The 18,311-nt window shown below is 62.2% G+C and carries 18 protein-coding genes and 2 tRNA genes; 14 read left to right on the top strand and 6 right to left on the bottom strand.

Features of this window, described 5'->3' with window-relative positions; all coding sequences use genetic code 11:
- The first annotated feature begins 21 nt into the window (after window positions 1–21).
- From KF838_01865 to KF838_01835, 7 genes are all read left to right on the top strand, one after another.
- A tRNA-Met gene (locus KF838_01865) sits at window positions 22–95 on the top strand.
- 284 nt (window positions 96–379) lie between these two features.
- A complete protein-coding gene (locus KF838_01860) occupies window positions 380–1,156 on the top strand; it encodes a hypothetical protein (GenBank protein QYK48610.1) in 777 nt (258 codons plus the stop codon).
- 164 nt (window positions 1,157–1,320) lie between these two features.
- Window positions 1,321–1,800 carry a hypothetical protein gene (locus KF838_01855; GenBank protein QYK48609.1) on the top strand — a complete coding sequence of 160 codons (480 nt, stop codon included), beginning with the start codon at window positions 1,321–1,323 and terminating at the stop codon, window positions 1,798–1,800.
- Window positions 1,801–2,124: 324 nt separating this feature from the next.
- Entirely contained in the window at window positions 2,125–3,183 is a 1,059-nt protein-coding gene (locus KF838_01850) for an acyl-CoA desaturase (protein QYK48608.1), read from the top strand.
- Window positions 3,180–4,460: an FAD-dependent oxidoreductase gene (locus tag KF838_01845; GenBank protein QYK48607.1), complete on the top strand. Its 1,281-nt coding sequence runs from the start codon at window positions 3,180–3,182 to the stop codon at window positions 4,458–4,460. Before KF838_01850 ends, KF838_01845 begins: the two co-directional genes overlap by 4 nt.
- Before the next feature lie 145 nt (window positions 4,461–4,605).
- A complete protein-coding gene (locus KF838_01840) occupies window positions 4,606–5,487 on the top strand; it encodes a DUF1365 domain-containing protein (protein ID QYK48606.1) in 882 nt (293 codons plus the stop codon).
- Between the two features lie 65 nt (window positions 5,488–5,552).
- Window positions 5,553–6,839 carry a class I SAM-dependent methyltransferase gene (locus tag KF838_01835; protein QYK48605.1) on the top strand — a complete coding sequence of 429 codons (1,287 nt, stop codon included), beginning with the start codon at window positions 5,553–5,555 and terminating at the stop codon, window positions 6,837–6,839.
- A 6-nt stretch (window positions 6,840–6,845) separates the two neighbouring features.
- On the opposite strand, the gene KF838_01830 is transcribed toward KF838_01835, so the two are convergent.
- A complete protein-coding gene (locus KF838_01830; GenBank protein ID QYK48604.1) occupies window positions 6,846–7,169 on the bottom strand; it encodes a hypothetical protein in 324 nt (107 codons plus the stop codon).
- 87 nt (window positions 7,170–7,256) lie between these two features.
- Between KF838_01830 and KF838_01825 the strand changes: the two genes are divergently transcribed.
- From KF838_01825 to KF838_01810, 4 genes are all read left to right on the top strand, one after another.
- The gene (locus KF838_01825; protein ID QYK48603.1) at window positions 7,257–8,102 is read left to right on the top strand and encodes a DUF1295 domain-containing protein; all 846 of its coding nucleotides are present in this window, start codon (window positions 7,257–7,259) and stop codon (window positions 8,100–8,102) included.
- Window positions 8,099–9,229 (top strand): class I SAM-dependent methyltransferase, encoded by a 1,131-nt coding sequence (locus tag KF838_01820; GenBank protein QYK48602.1) that lies wholly within the window; start codon window positions 8,099–8,101, stop codon window positions 9,227–9,229. Before KF838_01825 ends, KF838_01820 begins: the two co-directional genes overlap by 4 nt.
- A 170-nt stretch (window positions 9,230–9,399) precedes the next feature.
- Window positions 9,400–9,669, top strand: a complete 270-nt coding sequence (locus KF838_01815; GenBank protein ID QYK48601.1) for a DUF3303 family protein — start codon at window positions 9,400–9,402, stop codon at window positions 9,667–9,669.
- A 185-nt stretch (window positions 9,670–9,854) separates the two neighbouring features.
- Complete coding sequence (locus KF838_01810; GenBank protein QYK48600.1) at window positions 9,855–11,075, top strand: hypothetical protein; 1,221 nt, start codon at window positions 9,855–9,857, stop codon at window positions 11,073–11,075.
- Between the two features lie 30 nt (window positions 11,076–11,105).
- Here KF838_01810 and KF838_01805 read toward each other — a convergent pair whose 3' ends face one another.
- The 4 genes from KF838_01805 to KF838_01790 form a co-directional block, all read right to left on the bottom strand.
- Complete coding sequence (locus KF838_01805) at window positions 11,106–11,432, bottom strand: hypothetical protein (protein QYK48599.1); 327 nt, start codon at window positions 11,430–11,432, stop codon at window positions 11,106–11,108.
- Between the two features lie 141 nt (window positions 11,433–11,573).
- The gene (locus tag KF838_01800) at window positions 11,574–13,088 is read right to left on the bottom strand and encodes a PQQ-dependent sugar dehydrogenase (protein ID QYK48598.1); all 1,515 of its coding nucleotides are present in this window, start codon (window positions 13,086–13,088) and stop codon (window positions 11,574–11,576) included.
- A 103-nt stretch (window positions 13,089–13,191) separates the two neighbouring features.
- Window positions 13,192–13,265 (bottom strand) — tRNA-Arg (locus KF838_01795).
- 135 nt (window positions 13,266–13,400) lie between these two features.
- On the bottom strand, window positions 13,401–14,012 hold the full coding sequence (locus KF838_01790; protein ID QYK48597.1) for a riboflavin synthase: 612 nt from the start codon (window positions 14,010–14,012) through the stop codon (window positions 13,401–13,403).
- Between the two features lie 165 nt (window positions 14,013–14,177).
- Between KF838_01790 and KF838_01785 the strand changes: the two genes are divergently transcribed.
- The 3 genes from KF838_01785 (at window position 14,178) to KF838_01775 (ending at window position 17,891) form a co-directional block, all read left to right on the top strand.
- Window positions 14,178–15,308, top strand: a complete 1,131-nt coding sequence (locus tag KF838_01785; GenBank protein QYK48596.1) for a PQQ-binding-like beta-propeller repeat protein — start codon at window positions 14,178–14,180, stop codon at window positions 15,306–15,308.
- Between the two features lie 31 nt (window positions 15,309–15,339).
- Window positions 15,340–16,953 (top strand): bifunctional phosphoribosylaminoimidazolecarboxamide formyltransferase/IMP cyclohydrolase, encoded by a 1,614-nt coding sequence (gene purH / locus KF838_01780; protein ID QYK48595.1) that lies wholly within the window; start codon window positions 15,340–15,342, stop codon window positions 16,951–16,953.
- Between the two features lie 311 nt (window positions 16,954–17,264).
- Complete coding sequence (locus tag KF838_01775) at window positions 17,265–17,891, top strand: HNH endonuclease (protein ID QYK49803.1); 627 nt, start codon at window positions 17,265–17,267, stop codon at window positions 17,889–17,891.
- Between the two features lie 80 nt (window positions 17,892–17,971).
- Here KF838_01775 and KF838_01770 read toward each other — a convergent pair whose 3' ends face one another.
- A complete protein-coding gene (locus KF838_01770) occupies window positions 17,972–18,262 on the bottom strand; it encodes a 4a-hydroxytetrahydrobiopterin dehydratase (protein QYK48594.1) in 291 nt (96 codons plus the stop codon).
- Window positions 18,263–18,311: the final 49 nt, after the last annotated feature.

The following is an 18,311-nucleotide window of genomic DNA, read 5'->3' as shown; positions in this document are numbered from 1 at the left end:
TCCCTAACATCGCCCCACGATTGCGGGGTAGAGCAGCCTGGTAGCTCGTCGGGCTCATAACCCGGAGGTCGTAGGTTCAAATCCTACCCCCGCTATTTGAACAAGAAGCCGACCCTTGTGGTCGGCTCTTTGTTCAATGGGGATTGGACCTGACCTACGACTCGGACGCGAAGCGGACGAAGTCGGAGGTTCGCGCCGAAGGTGCTGCGGAGCGAGCAAAGCGAGCGCAGCAAAATCCTACCCCCGCTATTCGCATAACCCCCGGGTCGCAAGACTCGGGGGTTGTTCGTTTTCCTGGAGAGGGACCATCAAGAGCCACTCATCAGCAGGAATCGTGGTACCACCGCGGACTTCGATCCCACTACCCTATTGTCTGAGCATGATTAGGCCGTCCCTCGTTGTCCGACTCTCCGTAGTTGGCTTCATCGCCGTTGGCGGCTTGAGCTATTCCGGACCCTTCCGGACTACTGCCAGCACCGCCGCGGATGCCTCGCACATCCCGATGGCCGTGAAATCCGGAGCGATGAGGCCTGTCATGCGCGAGGGCAAGACCGAACCGCGCATCCGTCTCGCCGATGCGATTGCTCAGCCCCACCTGTTCGCGGTTGGTGCGATGGCGGGGCTGGCCGGGGAGATCACGATCGCCGACGGCGAGGTGTGGGTCTCCCAAGTCGTCAACGGCCAGCCGGTCACTTCCGGCCCCGCTCCCGGGCCGGGCGACCACGCGACGCTGCTCGCCGGATTCAGCGTCGAACGCTGGTACACGGTCCCCCTGACCCAGCCCCTTGCCGGAGAGGCTCTCGATGCCGCCATCGAGCAAGCAGCACGCCAGAGGGGCATCGACACCGCAAAGCCCTTCCCCTTTCGCATCAAAGGCGATTTCGCCGCGCTCGATATGCACATCATCAACGGCTTCTGCCCGCATGGCGGCGGTGAAGCGGACGCAGCCCTCCAGCCCTGGAAGAGCAACTTCGCGATGCCGGTGCATGCACGCGTCGTCGGTATCTTCGCCCGCGGTGCCGAGGGGGTGCTGACGCACCACGGCACCGCAGTTCACGCCCACGCTCTCACGGATACGCCGGACGGGTTGGTCACCGGCCACATCGACGCCATGGGGGTTGCCGAGGGTGCGGTACTGCTGCTGCCAGCCCAGTAGCAACGCCCGCGGCACCGGACCTTCATCATGATGACTCTCGATACGGCGTGAACTCATTCCGCGCACAGGGAGAGAGAGTCTGACGATAGCACCACGTTCCCCATGCCCCTCGAGCTTGATGTCCACGCCACTGAATACTGATTCCCATACTATTGCGTGAAGCGATGGAGATCGATCTTGCCGATGCCGTGGAGTCTCGCGCCGACCTCTTGCCGCTTTGGCAACGGCTGCTCCATCCATCTGCCGTGACCCACTTTCTCGGTGGCGAAGCAACAGACGCAAGATCCCTCGACTCAGACAACACCGGCACCGCCCAAGGGCACACCTTCAGAATCAAAGGCGTTGGTGGAGGGGTCTTTCACGCCCGCTTCGACCGGCAAGAAGAACACACAACCGTTGCCTATGTCGTCTGGAGCGAGAAGATGCCGGAGTCACCGATACTCCTCACATACACGATCGACACATCAGCAGATCGAACGCTACTCAGAGGTGTCCTCGCGATGGACATACCCGTGGATGAGGTGCTCGCATCATTCGGACCGATCGCACTGATCATGAAACCGTTCGCTCCTGAACTCGCCCGAAGATTCTCGGCCAGGCAACTCCGCAAGCAGCTGATCGCGATTGCTACCCAGACCCACTGAAACCCTGGCCAATGCGTGCGCCGTCGCGGGTCGGCGATCATCTTATTGGACAATCGACACACATTGTGGACACCACACACCTTTGTGCGTGGGACGAACTCGGTCCACGACGCTGGATCTTCCCGTCTTCCCGATCCCTCTGTCCTGCCATAACCTCGACAGACAGTGCGATCCCAGCCCCGCATCCATTCTGGACGTTTTCAGCGTGACATCCGAATCCAGTTCATCAAACACCTCGAACTCCACGCGGCATCGTCGAGCTTGGTGTAATGTGACGCCCCGTGCCGGCGGCCGGAGCCGCCCAAAGGTATCGGAGATCCTTGCGTGTCCGACTTACCCCATCACGCTCATGCCGCGGCTGACGCTATGGATCCGGGGTCCGTCTCGCAGACCAACAGCATGGACCTCACCCGCTACGCCGAAGCCCCTGGCCGACGAATCCGTGCCGCAAACGTCTTCCCCTATCTCTCGATCCACCTGGTCTGTATCGGGCTGCTCTGGGTCGGCTGGTCTTGGGCGGCTGTGATCGCCTGCGTTGCGCTCTTCTTCGGTCGCATGTTCATCATCACGGCGTTCTACCACCGCTACTTCTCCCATCGCACATTCAAGACCAGCCGCGCCGTCCAGTTCATCGCCGCTTTCATCGGCACAACAACAGCGCAGCGCGGCCCACTCTGGTGGGCGGCACATCATCGCAATCACCATCGCCACTCCGACCATCCCCCGGACGTCCACTCGCCCGGCCTGTGGGGCCTGCTCTGGTCCCACATGGGCTGGTTCCTCAGTGATGACGGCATCAAGACAGATTGGAAACAGGTCCCGGACTGGGCAAAGGTCCCCGAACTCGTCTGGCTCGAGCGATGGCACCTGCTCGGACCTGTCACCCTGGCTCTCGGCTCCTTCGCCGCAGGATCTCTCCTCGCATCATTGGCCCCTTCACTCGGAACCTCCGGATGGCAGATGTTCGTGTGGTGCTTCGGCGTATCAACAACACTCCTCTATCACGGCACGTTCACGATCAACTCGCTCGCACACACCATCGGACGCCGTCGCTTCGCTACATCCGACGACAGCCGGAACAGCTTCATCCTCTCCATCCTGACGCTCGGTGAAGGATGGCACAACAACCACCATCACTACCCCGGCACCGTCCGTCAGGGCTTCTATTGGTGGGAGATCGACCCCACGTACTACGGCCTTCGCGCCATGCAGGCGTGCGGCCTCGTCTGGGATCTTCGTCCCGTTCCGGCAAAGGTGTACGAAGACGCCCACTCTCACGCCCCGCGAGTACGAGAAGAATCCATACGCATGCGCCGACTCCGTCGCGAGGCCCGTCAGTCGATGAACGCCCGTCGCCGAACGGGTGAGGGGGCCGCGTCGTGAGGATCGCGATCATCGGCTCTGGCATCTCCGGCCTTGTTGTCGCCCATCGACTCCATCAGGAGCACGATCTCACGATCTACGAGTCCGCAGGGCACGTCGGAGGGCACACCCGAACACTCACCATCGACCACGAAGGTCGGGGAATCCCCGTCGATACCGGCTTCATCGTCTTCAACACACGAAACTACCCGCTCTTTACCGCGCTCCTCGACGAGCTCGGTGTAGAGTCGCAGCCGACCACCATGTCATTCAGTGTTCGAGACGATGCGCGTCGCTTTGAATACGGCGGCGGCTCTCTCAACGCCATCATCGCCCAACGCGCGAACCTGTTCCGCCCCCGCTTCTGGCGAATGATCGCCGGCTTCCGTCGCTTCGCCACCGAAGCCCCGCGCGCGATCGAATCAGGCGATGAATGGACAACGCTTGGCGCATTCCTTGAGCGCGAGTGCTATCCCGCGCCGTTCAGAGACCACCTCATCGTCCCGATGGCCGCCGCGATCTGGTCCACGCCGGATGCCGACATCCTCGGCCTCCCTCTTGGCTTCTTCGTCCGATTCTTCTCAAACCACGGCATGCTCTCCGTGCGAGAGCGTCCTGTTTGGCGAACGATCGTGGGTGGCAGCCGCACTTACGTCGCTCGCCTGACAGCCCCATTCCAGAGCCGCATCCGACTTCACACACCCGTCCATTCTGTTGTGCGTCTTCGCGATGGCGTCCGTATCCGGACCGCAACCGAAGAACACAGCTTCGATGAGGTCGTCTTCGCCTGCCACGCAGATCAGGCCCTCCGCTTGCTCGAGGATCCCACACCCGCCGAACGCGAAATCCTCGGCTCTCTTCCGTACCGCCCGAATGAAGCGATCCTCCACACCGATCAATCACTCCTGCCCAAGTGTCGCCGAGCGTGGAGCGCGTGGAACTACATCGCTCGCCATAGCAACACACCGGGCGTCGCGGTGACCTACGACATGGAGATCCTCCAGCGTCTTGGAGCACGCCGACACCCGTGCGTCACATTGAACAGCAACGGCTCTGTCGATCCCGCCACGATCATCGACCGCCACACCTTCGAGCACCCGGCATTCGACGTCGCATCAATCAAAGCCCAGCAGCGCCACGCCGAGATCTCGGGAGTGCTTCACACGCACTATTGCGGCGCATACTGGTTCAACGGATTCCACGAAGACGGCGTCCGGAGCGGCACCCGCGTCGCCGACGCTATCCGGGCCTCTCGCAACACCTTCCAAGCGACCCCTCAACTCGCAAGTTCGCTTTAGTCCCGCATCGCATCATGACAACACCATGCAGCGTTCAAACGTCATTCCAGTTCTACCGGCTGCGGCGAAGAAGCTGCCAGAAGCCGCACAAGCACCCATACTTCCTACCCCGTCCCGACGATCGAGTGCGATCTACGTCGGCACCGTGAGACATCGTCGGTTTGCACCGCTCGTCCGCACATTCACTTTCCCCCTCTATATGCTCTGGCTCGATCTAGACGAGATCGAGGAGACCATGGCGACAGGCCGGCTGTGGGGAACCGATCGACGCAGACGAGCCCTGGCCCTTGGCAGATTCAAGCGCAGCGACTACCTCGGCGACGCCGCCAAGGACCTCAAGCAAGAGGTGCTGACTCGGGTCGAAGACGCGCTCGGCTTCCGGCCGAACGGCCCTGTGCGTCTGCTGACACACGCGAGACAGTACGGCTACGCCTTCAATCCCGTGAGCTTCTACTACTGCTTTGAACACAACCAGACGACCGGAACGGAGACTCTCACGTCGATCGTTGCCGAGATTACCAACACACCCTGGAAGCAGCGTCACGCACACGTCCTCGACTGTCGCGCCCGTGCCGGAGCTGCCAACGCACCGCCCCTCTGCGAGAGACGGCGACCTCTCCGCTTCAAGTTCGACAAGGTCTTCCACGTTTCGCCCTTCATGCCCATGGGGCTCGCCTATGACTGGGCATTCTCGATGCCATGCTCGCACGAGGGTTCTCGCCTCGGCATCCACATGACGCTGCGAGAGACCACACACGGTGAGAGCGTTCAAGGGATGGGCACGCATGGAACGCCCGATCGGCGTGTCTTTGACGCGACCCTGAGACTCGATCGCCGTGAGATCGGTCCTTGGACGCTCGACGGCATGCTCCTGCGATTCCCTTTGATGACCGCGCGCGTGACGCTCTCCATTCACTTGCACGCGCTCCGTCTCTGGTTACGTCGCGTTCCGGTCTTTCGACACCCCGGCCGTCGTATCGCCAGCAACCACACACATGTACCCACCGACCGTCCCAGTGGCTCGTGAATCCGGTCAGCATGCCCGACTCGAATCCACCCGAAAGCACTTCAGACGCCCTCGGAGTCCAATTCATGACAACATTCCACGCCGCGAGCGAGCGTGACATCAAGAGACGGACTCCAACGCCACTGGAACGCGCAGGCCAGCGGATTGTGCGCTCAACGCTCTCACGCATCACACATGGCTCACTCACGGTGCAGGACGGAGAAGACTCGACCGTCGCAGGTGACCGCCAGAAGGGACCTCACGTTTCAGTCAGAATCCTGGATCCGGTGTTCTACAAACGTGTGCTGATCGAGGGGCCGGCCGGTGCGGCGGAGTCATACATCGATGGAGAGTGGACGTGCGATGATCTGGCCGGGCTCTTCGAGCTGCTTCTGATCAACCGCGACGCGCTGGAATCCACTCAGTCCGCGCTCTCTCGCACGACAGCGCGATTGGCCGGCCTGCTCAACACGGTTCGACGCAACTCGCGGGCCGGAAGCACCCGCAACATCCGGGCCCACTACGACCTCTCAAACGAGTTCTTCGCGCTCTGGCTCGATCCCAGCATGCTCTACTCCGCGGCATACTTCGAGCGCGCCGAGATGTCGCTCGAAGAAGCCCAACTCGCGAAGGTCGATCGTTGCTGCTCAAAGCTCGACCTCAAGCCCAACGATCGCCTGCTCGAAATCGGCACCGGTTGGGGAGGAGCCGCCATCCGCGCCGCCGAACGCTTCGGATGCAGTGTTGTCACGACGACGATCTCGGAACAGCAGTTCCAGCTCGCGACTGCCCGCGTGCGAGAGCGCGGGCTTCAAAACAGGGTCAGCGTGGTCAGACTCGACTACCGAGACCTCGAACGCGACTACGGACGCGGCTCATTCAACAAGATTCTGTCGATTGAGATGATCGAAGCGGTCGGCCACGAATACCTCCCCCGCTACTTCCAGACAATCTCGCGTATGCTCACAATCGACGGGCTCGCCGTGATCCAGGGCATCTGGATCAGAGACCAGAGGTACGACGCTGCGCGGCGCACCGTGGACTTCCTCAAACGTCGAATCTTTCCCGGCTCATGCCTGCTCGGACTCACCGCTGTCACACGAGCCGTTCGAGACAACACAGACCTCTCACTCATCCACATGGACGACATGGCGCCGCACTATGTGCGGACACTCCGAGAATGGAACCGTGCGTTCCATGCTCGCGTGAACGAGATCCGATCGCTCGGGTTCGACGAACGCTTCATCAGAATGTGGCGATACTACTTCGAATACTGCGAGGGCGCGTTCCGCGCCAGGCACTGCGGTGATTACCAGTTTCTGCTCGCCAAACCACTGGGCAGACCGAGCATCAACTCCTGCGAACACCCCTGATTCATCTCACCTGCCCAGAAACACCTCGCGAACAGTCAGAGCATCGCGGCATCGAATCAGCAGAAACACAAGCGTGGCCAGGTTCCCGAGCATGCAGACCGCCACGACCCACATCACCCGTGCCCAGACGCGTCGCTCAAGCAGGCACAACCACACCATGACGAACAACAGGCCCACGCCGAGGTCAGCGAGTGTCGTGATTCCCCACCACGAACCCGCGACGAGACGCAGGCCCGCGATCAACCCCATCTCAAGCGATGAGACAACGATCAACCCGATCATCGCGGCAATCAATACACAGCAGACACTCGCAAGCACCTTCACTCCCATGTTCGGCTCCTCTGAAACGCCTCTACTGTCCAGACTTCAAGAGTCTTCGCACACCCCGAGGCACTCGATTCGACATCAGGAGACCCCATGCCGACGCTGACACCTCTCGAACAGGTTGTGTGGCTGCTTGTCGCATCGGTCCTGCTCTTCGGGCTGCTTTGGCTGGCGCAACGAAAGACCGGCGACGCCGGAATCGTTGATGTCGGTTGGTCATACGCGGTCGCGCTCGGAGCAGTGTTTGCCGCCGCGACCGGAGAGGGCTCGACTCACCACCGTCTCCTCATCGCCACGATGATCGGGCTCTGGGGCCTCCGCTTGGGCACACACATCCTGACCGACCGGGTCCTCACCGGCCACGAAGATGGTCGGTACCAGATGGCCCGAGAGCGATTCGGCGACCGTTTCCAGCCCTTCATGCTCATCTTCTACCAGTTTCAGGCGCTCAGTGTGCCGCTGCTCTGCCTCGCCCCGATCGCAGCCGCGACGACCACTCGCAACGGACTCGGCACCCTTGCTCTTGCCGGGCTCGGGCTGTACCTCATCGCGGTTGCGGGCGAATCACTCGCCGACCTGCAGTTGAAGCAGTTCAAGAAGCACACTGCAAACAAGGGCAAGACGTGCCGCGCAGGGCTCTGGAAATACTCAAGGCACCCGAACTACTTCTTCGAGTGGCTTCTGTGGGTCTCGTACGCACTCGTCGCAGCGGAGTCGCCGCACTGGTGGCTCGCGCTCGTGCCCGTCGCCACGATGTACCTTCTGCTGACTCGCATCACCGGCATCCCTCCCACAGAGGCGCAGTCCGTTCGCTCCAGAGGCGATGACTATCGCGCATACCAGAAAGAGACCAGCGCGTTCTTCCCTTGGTTCCCAAGGCCGTCTGCCCTCTCTCACACATCGGTCCCCCAACAGCGAAACTCCGAGGATCAGGCATGAGCACCATCAGTGGCCCGCACCCCCGGTCGGGCGGCATTAATCCACCAGTCCAGCGAGTAACTGCCGACCGCTCGCTCCCCGACGCTCCCCAGGCATGGTACGAACCCCTCCTGAACCGAGGCCTTATCCCCGACCCGATCCTGCGCTGGCAGATCCGGCAACGACTCCGGGCGCGTATCCGCCACGAATGCCGCGGAACCATCGAGGATCGCCACCAGCGATTCAGAGCGTTCGTGAACGACCTGCGATCGAGCCCCGTCGCGATCGAGACAGATGCCGCAAACATCCAGCACTACGAGGTCCCCGCACGATTCTTTGAACTCGCGCTCGGACCACGCCTGAAGTACAGCGGCTGCCTCTGGACTCAGGGCGTCCGGACACTGGCGGAAGCCGAAGAAGCGATGCTCGCCCTCACATGCGAGCGAGCCGAGATCAGAGACGGCATGGAAGTGCTCGATCTCGGCTGCGGCTGGGGCTCACTCTCGGGATACATCAAAGAGAAGTTCCCCAACTGCCGAGTCTCCAGCGTCTCGAACTCAGCCCTCCAGCGTGCGTTCATCGAACGCCGCAGAGACGAGCGAGGCATCACCGATTGGGATGTCATCACACAAGACGCCAACCGGTTCATCGAAGAAGCACGCTTCGCCGGCCGTTTCGACCGGATCGTCTCCATCGAGATGTTCGAGCACATGAAGAACTACCAGGCATTGCTCGCCGGCCTCTCCCGAATGCTCAAAGACGACGGACGCCTCTTCGTCCACATCTTCACGCACCGAGAGATCGCCTACCACTTCGAGCGAACCAACGACTGGATCGGGCGATACTTCTTCACGGGCGGCACAATGCCCTCCGATCACCTGCTCCACCACTTCCAGGACGACCTCGTCCTGCAGGATCACTGGCGTGTCTGCGGCACCCACTACCAGAGAACCGCGAACGCTTGGCTCACGAATATGGATGCCCACGCCGACGAGATCGAAACCGTGATGCGTGAGACATACGGCAAGGATGCACAGGCCTGGACACAACGCTGGCGAGCTTTCTTTCTCGCGTGCGCAGAACTCTGGGGGCTCAACCAGGGCAACGAATGGCTGGTCTCGCACTACCTCTTCCGGAAGCATGCATAACGCTCGGGCAAGGCGCCCGAGGTTCTCCCGAAAAGAATCCCGTCTATGAAGGGTCGCCCCCTTCGCTTCATGAACTCGCGATTCGCTGCGACCGTATGTCCTTGACGAGTGAGAGTCCGATACAGATTCAGCACGCGGCACTCACACCCGTACGTCGAGGAGAAGTATCCATGCAGTACATGGTCATAGAGCGCTTCCGAGACGGGTGCATACAAGACGTCTACCGCAGATTCAACGAACGCGGGAGACTCGCGCCCGAAGGCCTTCACTACATCGCAAGCTGGATCGATGAAGGGCTCACGACCTGCTACCAGGTCATGGAGTGTCAGGACCGCTCCCTCATCGACACCTGGATCGCGAACTGGTGCGACCTGGTCGAGTTCGAGGTCATACCGGTCATCAACTCGACCGAGGCAGCGAAGCGGGCCGAGTTCCTGTAACGGCATGCTTGTCCAGAACCTTCTCGAGAATCAGCACCCGTCCGCGCTGCCCAATGAACACCCGCTCGATATGCGAGCCGCCCACGCGCGAGCAGGATTCGTGCGAGCCCGGTACGCTATCGCTCCGTGCGGCTCACGCAAGCCGCGTATCGTCTCAGTCGCCATCTGTAGTATGGGAGCCGGCCATGCATCGTCCTGTGTCAAGAGCGTTCGGAGCCGCGATCGCCGGAGGAATCACCATGCTCACAGGATGCGCCACACCGCGAGAGCGCACCTTCGGCGAAGATGCCGCGTTCCTTGCCCGACACTCAGAGACTGTCGAGATCACCTCTGCCGATGGCCGGGCACGCATCGTGGTCGCCCCGCAGTATCAGGGCCGCGTGATGACCTCAACACTCGGTGGTCCGAACGGCCTCTCCTACGGGTACCTGAACGACGATCTGATCAAGTCCGGCAAACCGGTGCCGAAAATCAGCGTGTGGGGCGGCGAAGACCGCTTCTGGCTCGGGCCGGAGGGTGGTCAGTTCGCCATCTTCTTCAAGCAGGGAGACGAGTTCACGCTGAAGGACTGGCAGACGCCCGCGCCCATCGATTCGGTCGCATATGAAGTCGTCTCCAAGACCTCAGACTCCGTAACACTCAAACACGACTGCACACTCACTAACTACTCAGGCACCACCTTCGACGTGCGTATCGACCGGACGATCCGAATCGTCGAACAGGATCGCGTCGCAAGAGACCTCGGCATCAACCTCGCCGGATGCGATCTCGTTGCGTTTGAATCCGAGAACACGATCACAAACATCGGCACGGCCCCGTGGCGACGCGAGACCGGCCTTCTCTCCATCTGGATCTTGGGCATGTTCAAGCCCTCGGACACCTGCACCGTAGTGATCCCCTACAAGCCCGGACCAGACGAATCACACGGACCCGTGGTCAAGGACGATTACTTCGGAAAGGTCCCCGAAGACCGCCTGACGCTCTCCGACGAGGCGATCTTCTTCAGAGGCGACAGCAGAATGAGAACAAAGATCGGCGTAGGCCCAGGGCGAGCGCTCCCGGTATGCGGCAGTTGGGATCCCGAACGCGGCGTCCTGACCCTCGTCACATACACGCTGCCCCCGGGTGTCAACCTGTCGAGCGAGTACATCAACAGCATGTGGGAACACCAGCAGAATCCATACGCCGGCGACGTCATCAACAGCTACAACGACGCCCCCGGCAAGCACGGCCCCACCTTCTACGAACTCGAAACCTCTTCACCCGCGCTGGCACTCGCACCCGGACAGAGCGCAACCCACATGCACCGAACGATCCACATCTCAGGAGACCGCTCTCAACTCGACGCCATCGCAAGGCGTGTGCTGAAAGCGAACCTGTCCGAGATTGAAAACGCACTCCCCTGACCATTCGCGGACGCTGTCCCCACTCGATGGTCAGCGTGTGCGTCGGAGCAGATACCTCTCAACATCGCCATTCGCCGCGTCGAGCAGGAACTCGTACTCCACGATCTCCCACCCGCCGTTGACCATCGTGTCCACAATCGACATGCGGTTGTACTCCTCGACCACGGGCTGACCCGCCGCCTTGACGATCTCCTGCCAGCGTCGCGCTCGTGCATCGGAAGTCAAGAACGTCGCATCCGTCCCTACGAAGGTCAGCACACCATGCTCGACCCTCGGAGCCACGCGCGCATGCCCCGGCTGTCTCGTAAAGCCCAAGAACACCGCGCTCGACGCCGCAAGACCAATCACAACGGCCAACGTTGCAGGAAATCGCCGACCAAACCCTCGATTCATCATGCACCTCCGGTAGCTGTGTGTCCCGGAGTTGTACCAGAACCGAAGAGAAACAGTGCGATCCGCCGTCACGGCCGTGTCACTTAAACCTCGCCGCGCGGGCACTCACTTCGCAGGCACAAGCCGGATCACATGGTCCGGCTGGTTCAGCACCACATAGATCGAACCATCAGGACCCGTGACAACATCCCTCACCCGACCCATCCCGTGAATCAGTTCCTCTCGCTCAACAACGGATTCGCCCTCGATGCGCAGCCGCTCAACGGTCTGCCCAGCCAGGCCACCCGCGACCAGGTCGCCCCTCCACGCCGGAAACGCCTCGCCATCAGGACCCGCACGCACAGTGTCAAGCCCGCACGCAGCGATGGAGGGGAGCCAGACATACACCGGCATCACGAAGTCCTGACCCTCGGTGGGCCACGGCGTGCGGAATGGCGCATCGCTGTAATTGATTCCGAAGGAGACCAAAGGCCACCCGTAGTTCTTCCCACGTTGCACGAGATTCAACTCATCGCCCCCGCGCGGCCCGTGCTCCGTGTCCCACAGCCGACCATCCAGGCCGAATGCCAGTCCCTGCGGGTTGCGATGCCCATACGACCAGATCGCCTCGTACACGCCGCTCTGCCCGACAAACGGGTTGTCCGCGGGGATGCGCCCGTCGTCATGGAAGCGGAAGATCTTCCCGTTCGGCCGATCCAGACGCTGCGCAAGATCCATCACACCCCGCTCACCCATGCAGAAGTACACGAGCCATTCCGGCTCCGCCCCGTTGATCGAAGCATGCTCAAAGACGATGCGGCTCCCGAAGTGGATATCCCCGTTGCTGTAGTGCTCAGACTTCGCCTCGAAAATCGTCTCCTCATCCGTCCAACGCCACTCAGATCCCTTGCCCTTGATCCTCCCTCGCACGACCTTCGTGAACCCCGGTCCACGAGGCCCGCTCCCCTGAGCATCAGAGAACGTGAGATAAACCCAGCCGTTCGAGCGGTACTCGGGATGCACGGCCACATCCATCAAGCCGCCTTGACCTCGATTCCGTACCGCTGGCACACCAGCCACCGGCGAACTCAGGGATTCTCGTGCCCAGACCTGCAGAGCCCCGGAGCGGCTCGTCACAAGCATCACGCCCGAGGGCGAGCCCTCAGGACCGGCGGCGGGCACAAAATCAACCGACCACGGGATGTCGAGGCCTCGCGTAATCACGCGCTCGACCCTGAACCGCTCGTGCGCTGTCGCATACACACCGTCGCGATCCGGCTTCGGCGAGCCGGTTCGAGCCCGCTCGTTCGCGGCCCGCAACTCGCGTATATGTACGACCAGCGACCAGATCTGCTCGTCCGTGAGTGCCCCCCCATACGCGGGCATCCCCGACTCCACAATCCCGTTCTTCGTCGCATCAAACAGATGGCGATCGGTCGGACCGGTCAGCCACTCGTCATCCAGCATGCTCGATGCGTTGCCGCCCTGTGCATTCTGCCCATGACACGAGACGCAGTTGTTGTTCCAGAGCTGGGCCGCTGTTTGTCCGTGCGCCACAGCTGAATACCCGAACGGGGTGAAAGCAACGACGACCGCGAGGAGCAAGCGGCCTGCTCGCGCGGTGGGCTTGAAAATCGACATGCGAGGGTCTCTCCGAACCCCTGTCGTGAAGGAATGACGTGGGGCGTAATCGGGACATCTCGAGCAAAGGCGGCTGGGGTGAAGCCGACTGAAAATCGGTCAACACGGCCGGCGGGATTCGAACCCACGACCTGCGGTTTAGGAAACCGCCGCTCTATCCAACTGAGCTACGGCCGCACGGAGGATGCTAGGGCGAGTTGCCGCCGTTTGAACGCCCGTTCTGGAGCAGATCAGGAAATGATCCGCAGCATATCCCGCACAGAGTCTACCGCGCCCCCTCCCCCGAGGGGGCACCGGGCCATTGCATGCCGATCACCGGTCCGTGAAATGCCGCATGAAGTGAACGACCGTCCTTGCGAGGATGTCTGTCTCGATATTGACTCGGCTGCCGACGCGCAGATCTCGCAAAGTGGTCAGGTCGAGCGTCGTCGGGATCAACGCGACATCGAACGATGAAGCCGCCACATCCACCGAAGCGATAGTCAGGGAGACCCCCTCGACAGCGACCGAGCCCTTTGGCGTGATACAGGGGAGCAGTTCCGAAGGCGCCTCGATGGTGACTCGCCATTCCCCGACCTCTTTCACGCCTCGTACGATGCCTACTCCTTCCACGTGCCCCTGCACAACGTGCCCGCCCATCAGCGTCGCCGCCGTCGCCGCCCGCTCCAAGTTCACCCGCGTTCCAGGGCCGATGAAGCCCAGCGTCGTCTTGGAGAGCGTCTCGGGCACCACATCGAAGCGCAGCAGGCCCGACGCCGTCCCTGGTCGTGGGGCGAGCGTCAAACAGCAGCCGGAAACAGAGATCGACTCGCCCGGTGCGAACCCAACGCCCCATCCCCCGGCATCGATCAGGAGCTCGGATCCGGTCTGGGTCGGGTTGAGTGCGTGGAGGGAACCGGTGCACTCGATGATGCCTGTAAACATGCTGCAAGGGTAGTTCGCAGGGTTGAGAGGGGCATCAGAGGGGGTATCAAGGCAAGCACCGGGCTTGACTGGCAGGGAACCCCTGTCCATACTGCCACGCCCCCGGATTCCGCCCGCGTTCGGCGGCTTGGGGCATCGACGTGGGAAGAAGTAAGGTTGGGTTCCATGCGCGACCAGCAGAATCGGTCCTCCCTGAGCCGCTCGCTCATTCTTCTCACCTGCGCGACCATCGCAACCTGCTGCCTTGCAACGGGTTGCGAGACCACTTCCTCGCGAACCAAGTCCGCAGTCCCTCAGGACCCCCAAGCCGACGCCTTCGGGCAACTCGGTTACAAACTCGACTGGAGGGGCTTCGCCTTCGTTGACAAAGGCCAGAAACCCAGGTTCATGGAGCCCATGGGAGATGTGCTGGCTTTCCAGGAATCCGGCAGCACGCTCTCGATCCTCGAAGCGAGCAACGGAGGCGTCCGCTGGGCCAGCCAGCTCGCCGGACCTCTGACACTCTTTACAACCCCTACACGCGAAGGACGCTTCATCCACGCCTCCGCAGAGACCGAGCTCTTCACCCTCGCCATCGACACCGGCACGCTCGTCGGCAGAGAAAGCTTCGAGCGAGTGATCACAACCAGGCCAGTCCAGGACGGCGACCTGCTGATCTACGGCACATCCGTCGGCGAGGTCATGGCCCACGTCCGTGGCCTCGGCGTCAAGCTCTGGGGTTTCCGCACGTCCGGCGCAATCGAACGCGCCCCGGTCCGTATCGGCTCGGCCGTCGGTGTGGTCGCGCAGACGGGCGACACCGTCATCCTCGACGCATCGAGCGGCTCGCTCCTCGGGCGAGTTCGCCTCTTCGGCGGCGTCACCACCGACCCGGTATCCGACGGAAACCTGATGTTTGTCGCAGGCAGCGACCAGTCGCTCTACGGCATCGACCCCGACGGTGCCAGAATCGCCTGGCGCATCCGCACCTCACGCCCCCTCACCGTCCAGCCCTCCGTCATCGGCGGCATGCTCTACTGTGAACTTCCCGAACGCGGCCTCTGCTCGATCGAGCCCTCGACTGGCAACGTCAGGTGGGAAAACAAAGACCTTCGTGGAACGGTCGTCTGCTCCAGAGGGGTCAACGTCATCGTGTGGGATGGACGCTCCGCATCGCTCATCGAGCCATCGACCGGTGACATCCTCTCAAAGGTCGAGTTGCCGGGCGTCTCGATCCTTTCCACAGATGGATCCACAGACCCGGTGATCTATGTCACCGACGCAAAGGGCAAAATCGGAAAGTATCTCCCTCGTTAAGCGAAGGGGGTGCCCCTGGAGGCGAGGCGAGATGTCGGACCATGTGCGGATCGCCCGTGCGCTCCTGAGCGTCAGTGACAAAACGGACCTTGTGCCATTCGCACGCGCCCTCACCGAGCGAGGGGTCGAACTCATCTCGACAGGTGGAACCGCGAAGGCCCTTGCCGACGCCGGGCTTCCGGTCACGCCGATCGACGCCTTCACCGGCTTCCCCGAGATGCTCGACGGCAGGGTTAAGACGCTGCACCCGGCGATCCACGGCGGCCTGCTCGCGCTCAGGTCAAACCCCGACCATGTCTCCACACTCAAGGCCCACGGCATCCGAGAGATCGATCTCGTCTGCGTGAACCTCTATCCCTTCGAACAGACGATCGCTCGCGAAGGCGTCACCGATGCCGAAGCCATCGAACAGATCGACATCGGCGGCCCTTCCATGATCCGCTCAGGAGCGAAGAACTTCGCCTCCGTGACCGTCGTCACGAGCCCGGATCAGTACGACCGCGTGGTCTCAGAACTCGCCGCACATGACGGCTGCACGACCTACCGCCTCCGGGCCGAACTCGCGGCAGCCGCCTTCAGCCGGACCAGCAAGTACGACGCCGCGATCGCCACACATCTCGGCAAGCGCGACGGTTCCCCCTTTCCCCCCGTGCTCTCGCCGCGCCTCGTGAAGCAGGAAGAGCTTCGCTACGGCGAGAACCCGCACCAACGCGCCGCCCTCTATGTCGATCCGACCTCGCAGGAAACAAGCATCGGAAACGCACGCCAGATCCACGGCAAGCAACTGGGTTACAACAACATCCTCGATGCCGCCGCTGCTCTCGATCTCGTCGCCATGATGCGCGGCCTCCCCCGCGAAACCGCTCACATCGGCGCGTGCGTCGTCAAGCACACGAACCCATGCGGAGCCGCGATCGGCCGCTCGCCCCTCGCCGCCATCGACGGGGCAATCGCGGGTGATCCCCTCGCCGCGTTCGGCGGCATACTCGCGTGCAACGGCGAGATCGACGAAACAGCAGCAGAGAGAATCGTCCGAGAAGGCACCTTTTTCGAGGTCGTCATCGCGCCGGCCTACACGCCCAACGCTGCCGCGATGATCGCACAACGCTGGTCGAACGTGAGGATCCTCGAAACAGGTCCGTTCCGATCCGGCCGCACCGGCAGGGTGGAACTGCGCTCGATCTCCGGCGGGATGCTCGCACAGGACCAGGACACACGCGTCGGCGACACATCCGGCTGGACACACACCTCAGGACCGACCCCAACCGAGCAGACACTCGCCGCCGCCGCGATGCTCGAAATCGTCTGCCGCTCGCTCTCAAGCAACGCCATCGCAATCGGCGGCATCGACTCAACGACTGCCGATGGCGGTTGCCTTCGTCTCTTCGGCGCGGGCGCGGGACAGATGGACCGCCTCGCTTCCTGCCGCATCGCCACCCAGAAGGCAGGCCCGCTCGCCTCGGGTGCCATCGCCCTCTCTGACGCCTTTTTCCCCTTCCCGGATGGCCCCACCGTTCTGATAGATGCTGGCGTGCGCGTCATCGTCCATCCCGGGGGCTCGAAGCGCGATCAAGAGACCTTCGACCTCTGCGAAAAACGGGGGGTCACCTGCCTCATCACCGGAAACAGACACTTCAGGCACTGAATCCCGGCATCCAATGCCCCTCCACAGCATTTCTCGGACGCCCAGCCCCAAAGCCGCACCGTACCGATCGAAGGGGGCCTCAACCGACATGCCGGGTGCGAAGTCTTTGTGAGCAAGAGATTTGGCATTCCCTTCGGACTTGATAGGCAGCGAGCCGATCTGTAAGGTTACGGGTGCGTGGCGGAGCCACGACTTGAGAGGGAGATATGCAAGGCGACACAGCCGAGCATGGAATCGGCCTTCCGGGGCACATCCTCGACGACACGGATGTCGCTGTCTCTTCGTCGGGCGGGCTCGCCATCGTTCCCGGCATGCTCGGCGCTGACGGCATGAACGCAAAAGTGCTCGTGCTCAACCGGGCGTTCGCCGCCGTCCGCGTCGTCTCCGCGCGCAGAGCGTTCTGCCTCCTCGTCCGCAACATCGCCGAGGTCGTCCACGTCGAAGACGGCAAGTACCTGAATTACGACTTTGAGTCGTGGTGCGAGATCGCCGAGCTCCAGCGCCAATTCGAACGCGAACGCCACGACTGGGTTCGCACCACCCGGACAGAGATCGCCGTGCCGCGCATCGTGCGCCTCCTCGGCTACGACCGCCTCCCCGCCCAGGTCGTGAAGCTGAACCGACGCAATCTCTTCGCTCGCGACCGCAACACCTGCCAGTACTGCGGCCGCCACTTCTCCACAAGCGAGCTGTCGATAGACCACGTCGTGCCCCGCACACAGGGCGGACAAGACACGTGGGAAAACCTCGTCTGCGCCTGCATCAGATGCAACGCTCGAAAGGGCGGCAGAACGCCCGATCAGGCGAGCATGAAACTCGTCCGCCGTCCCATCCGCCCCAAGCGCAACCCGCTCGTGACCCTGCGCCTCGGCAGCGAGAAGTACCAGTCGTGGAAGGCATTCCTCGACCACGCGTACTGGAGCGTCGAACTTCGCTGATCGTGTGTGGATCGCACCCGCTCAAGCCGTGCCCGACACACAAATCCAACGCCCCAAAGAGCCGAGCAGGTGTTCTTGCTCTACCTCTGCGCCTTCGCAAACCCATCCGCTTTGGACGCGAGGTCAAAGTCCTTCATCGTGATCCCGCCCGCATCGTGCGTCGAAAGCGTCAGCGTGACCTTGTTGTAGCGAATCAGAATGTCCGGGTGGTGCTGCGACCGCTCCGCCTCCTCAGCAACCCGCGTCACAAACCCCATCGACTGAACAAAGTCCTGAAAGCCGTATGTCCGATGGATCGCCTCGCCGGTCTCAGACCATTCGGGGAGCTTCGCCAGCTCTGCCTGGATCTGATCCTCGTTGAGCTTTTGCATGGCAACTCCGGCTGCGATGTGGTCGGCCCGGACAGCGGGCGTATGAGGT

The sequence above is a fragment of the Phycisphaeraceae bacterium genome (genome assembly GCA_019454185.1).
Lineage (GTDB): Bacteria > Planctomycetota > Phycisphaerae > Phycisphaerales > UBA1924 > JAHBWV01.
The sequence above is the reverse complement of the archived record's forward strand: the minus strand, read 5'-3'. Positions and strand labels throughout refer to the sequence as shown.

What these genes read in the sequence shown, in the direction of transcription:
- KF838_01860 (QYK48610.1), top strand. Translation starts at nt 380, where the DNA reads ATGATTAGGCCGTCCCTCGTTGTCCGACTCTCCGTAGTTGGCTTCATC.
- KF838_01855 (QYK48609.1), top strand. Translation starts at nt 1,321, where the DNA reads ATGGAGATCGATCTTGCCGATGCCGTGGAGTCTCGCGCCGACCTCTTG.
- KF838_01835 (QYK48605.1), top strand. Translation starts at nt 5,553, where the DNA reads ATGACAACATTCCACGCCGCGAGCGAGCGTGACATCAAGAGACGGACT.
- KF838_01830 (QYK48604.1), bottom strand. Translation starts at nt 7,169, where the DNA reads ATGGGAGTGAAGGTGCTTGCGAGTGTCTGCTGTGTATTGATTGCCGCG.
- KF838_01825 (QYK48603.1), top strand. Translation starts at nt 7,257, where the DNA reads ATGCCGACGCTGACACCTCTCGAACAGGTTGTGTGGCTGCTTGTCGCA.
- KF838_01820 (QYK48602.1), top strand. Translation starts at nt 8,099, where the DNA reads ATGAGCACCATCAGTGGCCCGCACCCCCGGTCGGGCGGCATTAATCCA.
- KF838_01815 (QYK48601.1), top strand. Translation starts at nt 9,400, where the DNA reads ATGCAGTACATGGTCATAGAGCGCTTCCGAGACGGGTGCATACAAGAC.
- KF838_01810 (QYK48600.1), top strand. Translation starts at nt 9,855, where the DNA reads ATGCATCGTCCTGTGTCAAGAGCGTTCGGAGCCGCGATCGCCGGAGGA.
- KF838_01800 (QYK48598.1), bottom strand. Translation starts at nt 13,088, where the DNA reads ATGTCGATTTTCAAGCCCACCGCGCGAGCAGGCCGCTTGCTCCTCGCG.
- KF838_01790 (QYK48597.1), bottom strand. Translation starts at nt 14,012, where the DNA reads ATGTTTACAGGCATCATCGAGTGCACCGGTTCCCTCCACGCACTCAAC.
- KF838_01785 (QYK48596.1), top strand. Translation starts at nt 14,178, where the DNA reads ATGCGCGACCAGCAGAATCGGTCCTCCCTGAGCCGCTCGCTCATTCTT.
- purH (QYK48595.1), top strand. Translation starts at nt 15,340, where the DNA reads ATGTCGGACCATGTGCGGATCGCCCGTGCGCTCCTGAGCGTCAGTGAC.
- KF838_01775 (QYK49803.1), top strand. Translation starts at nt 17,265, where the DNA reads ATGCTCGGCGCTGACGGCATGAACGCAAAAGTGCTCGTGCTCAACCGG.
- KF838_01770 (QYK48594.1), bottom strand. Translation starts at nt 18,262, where the DNA reads ATGCAAAAGCTCAACGAGGATCAGATCCAGGCAGAGCTGGCGAAGCTC.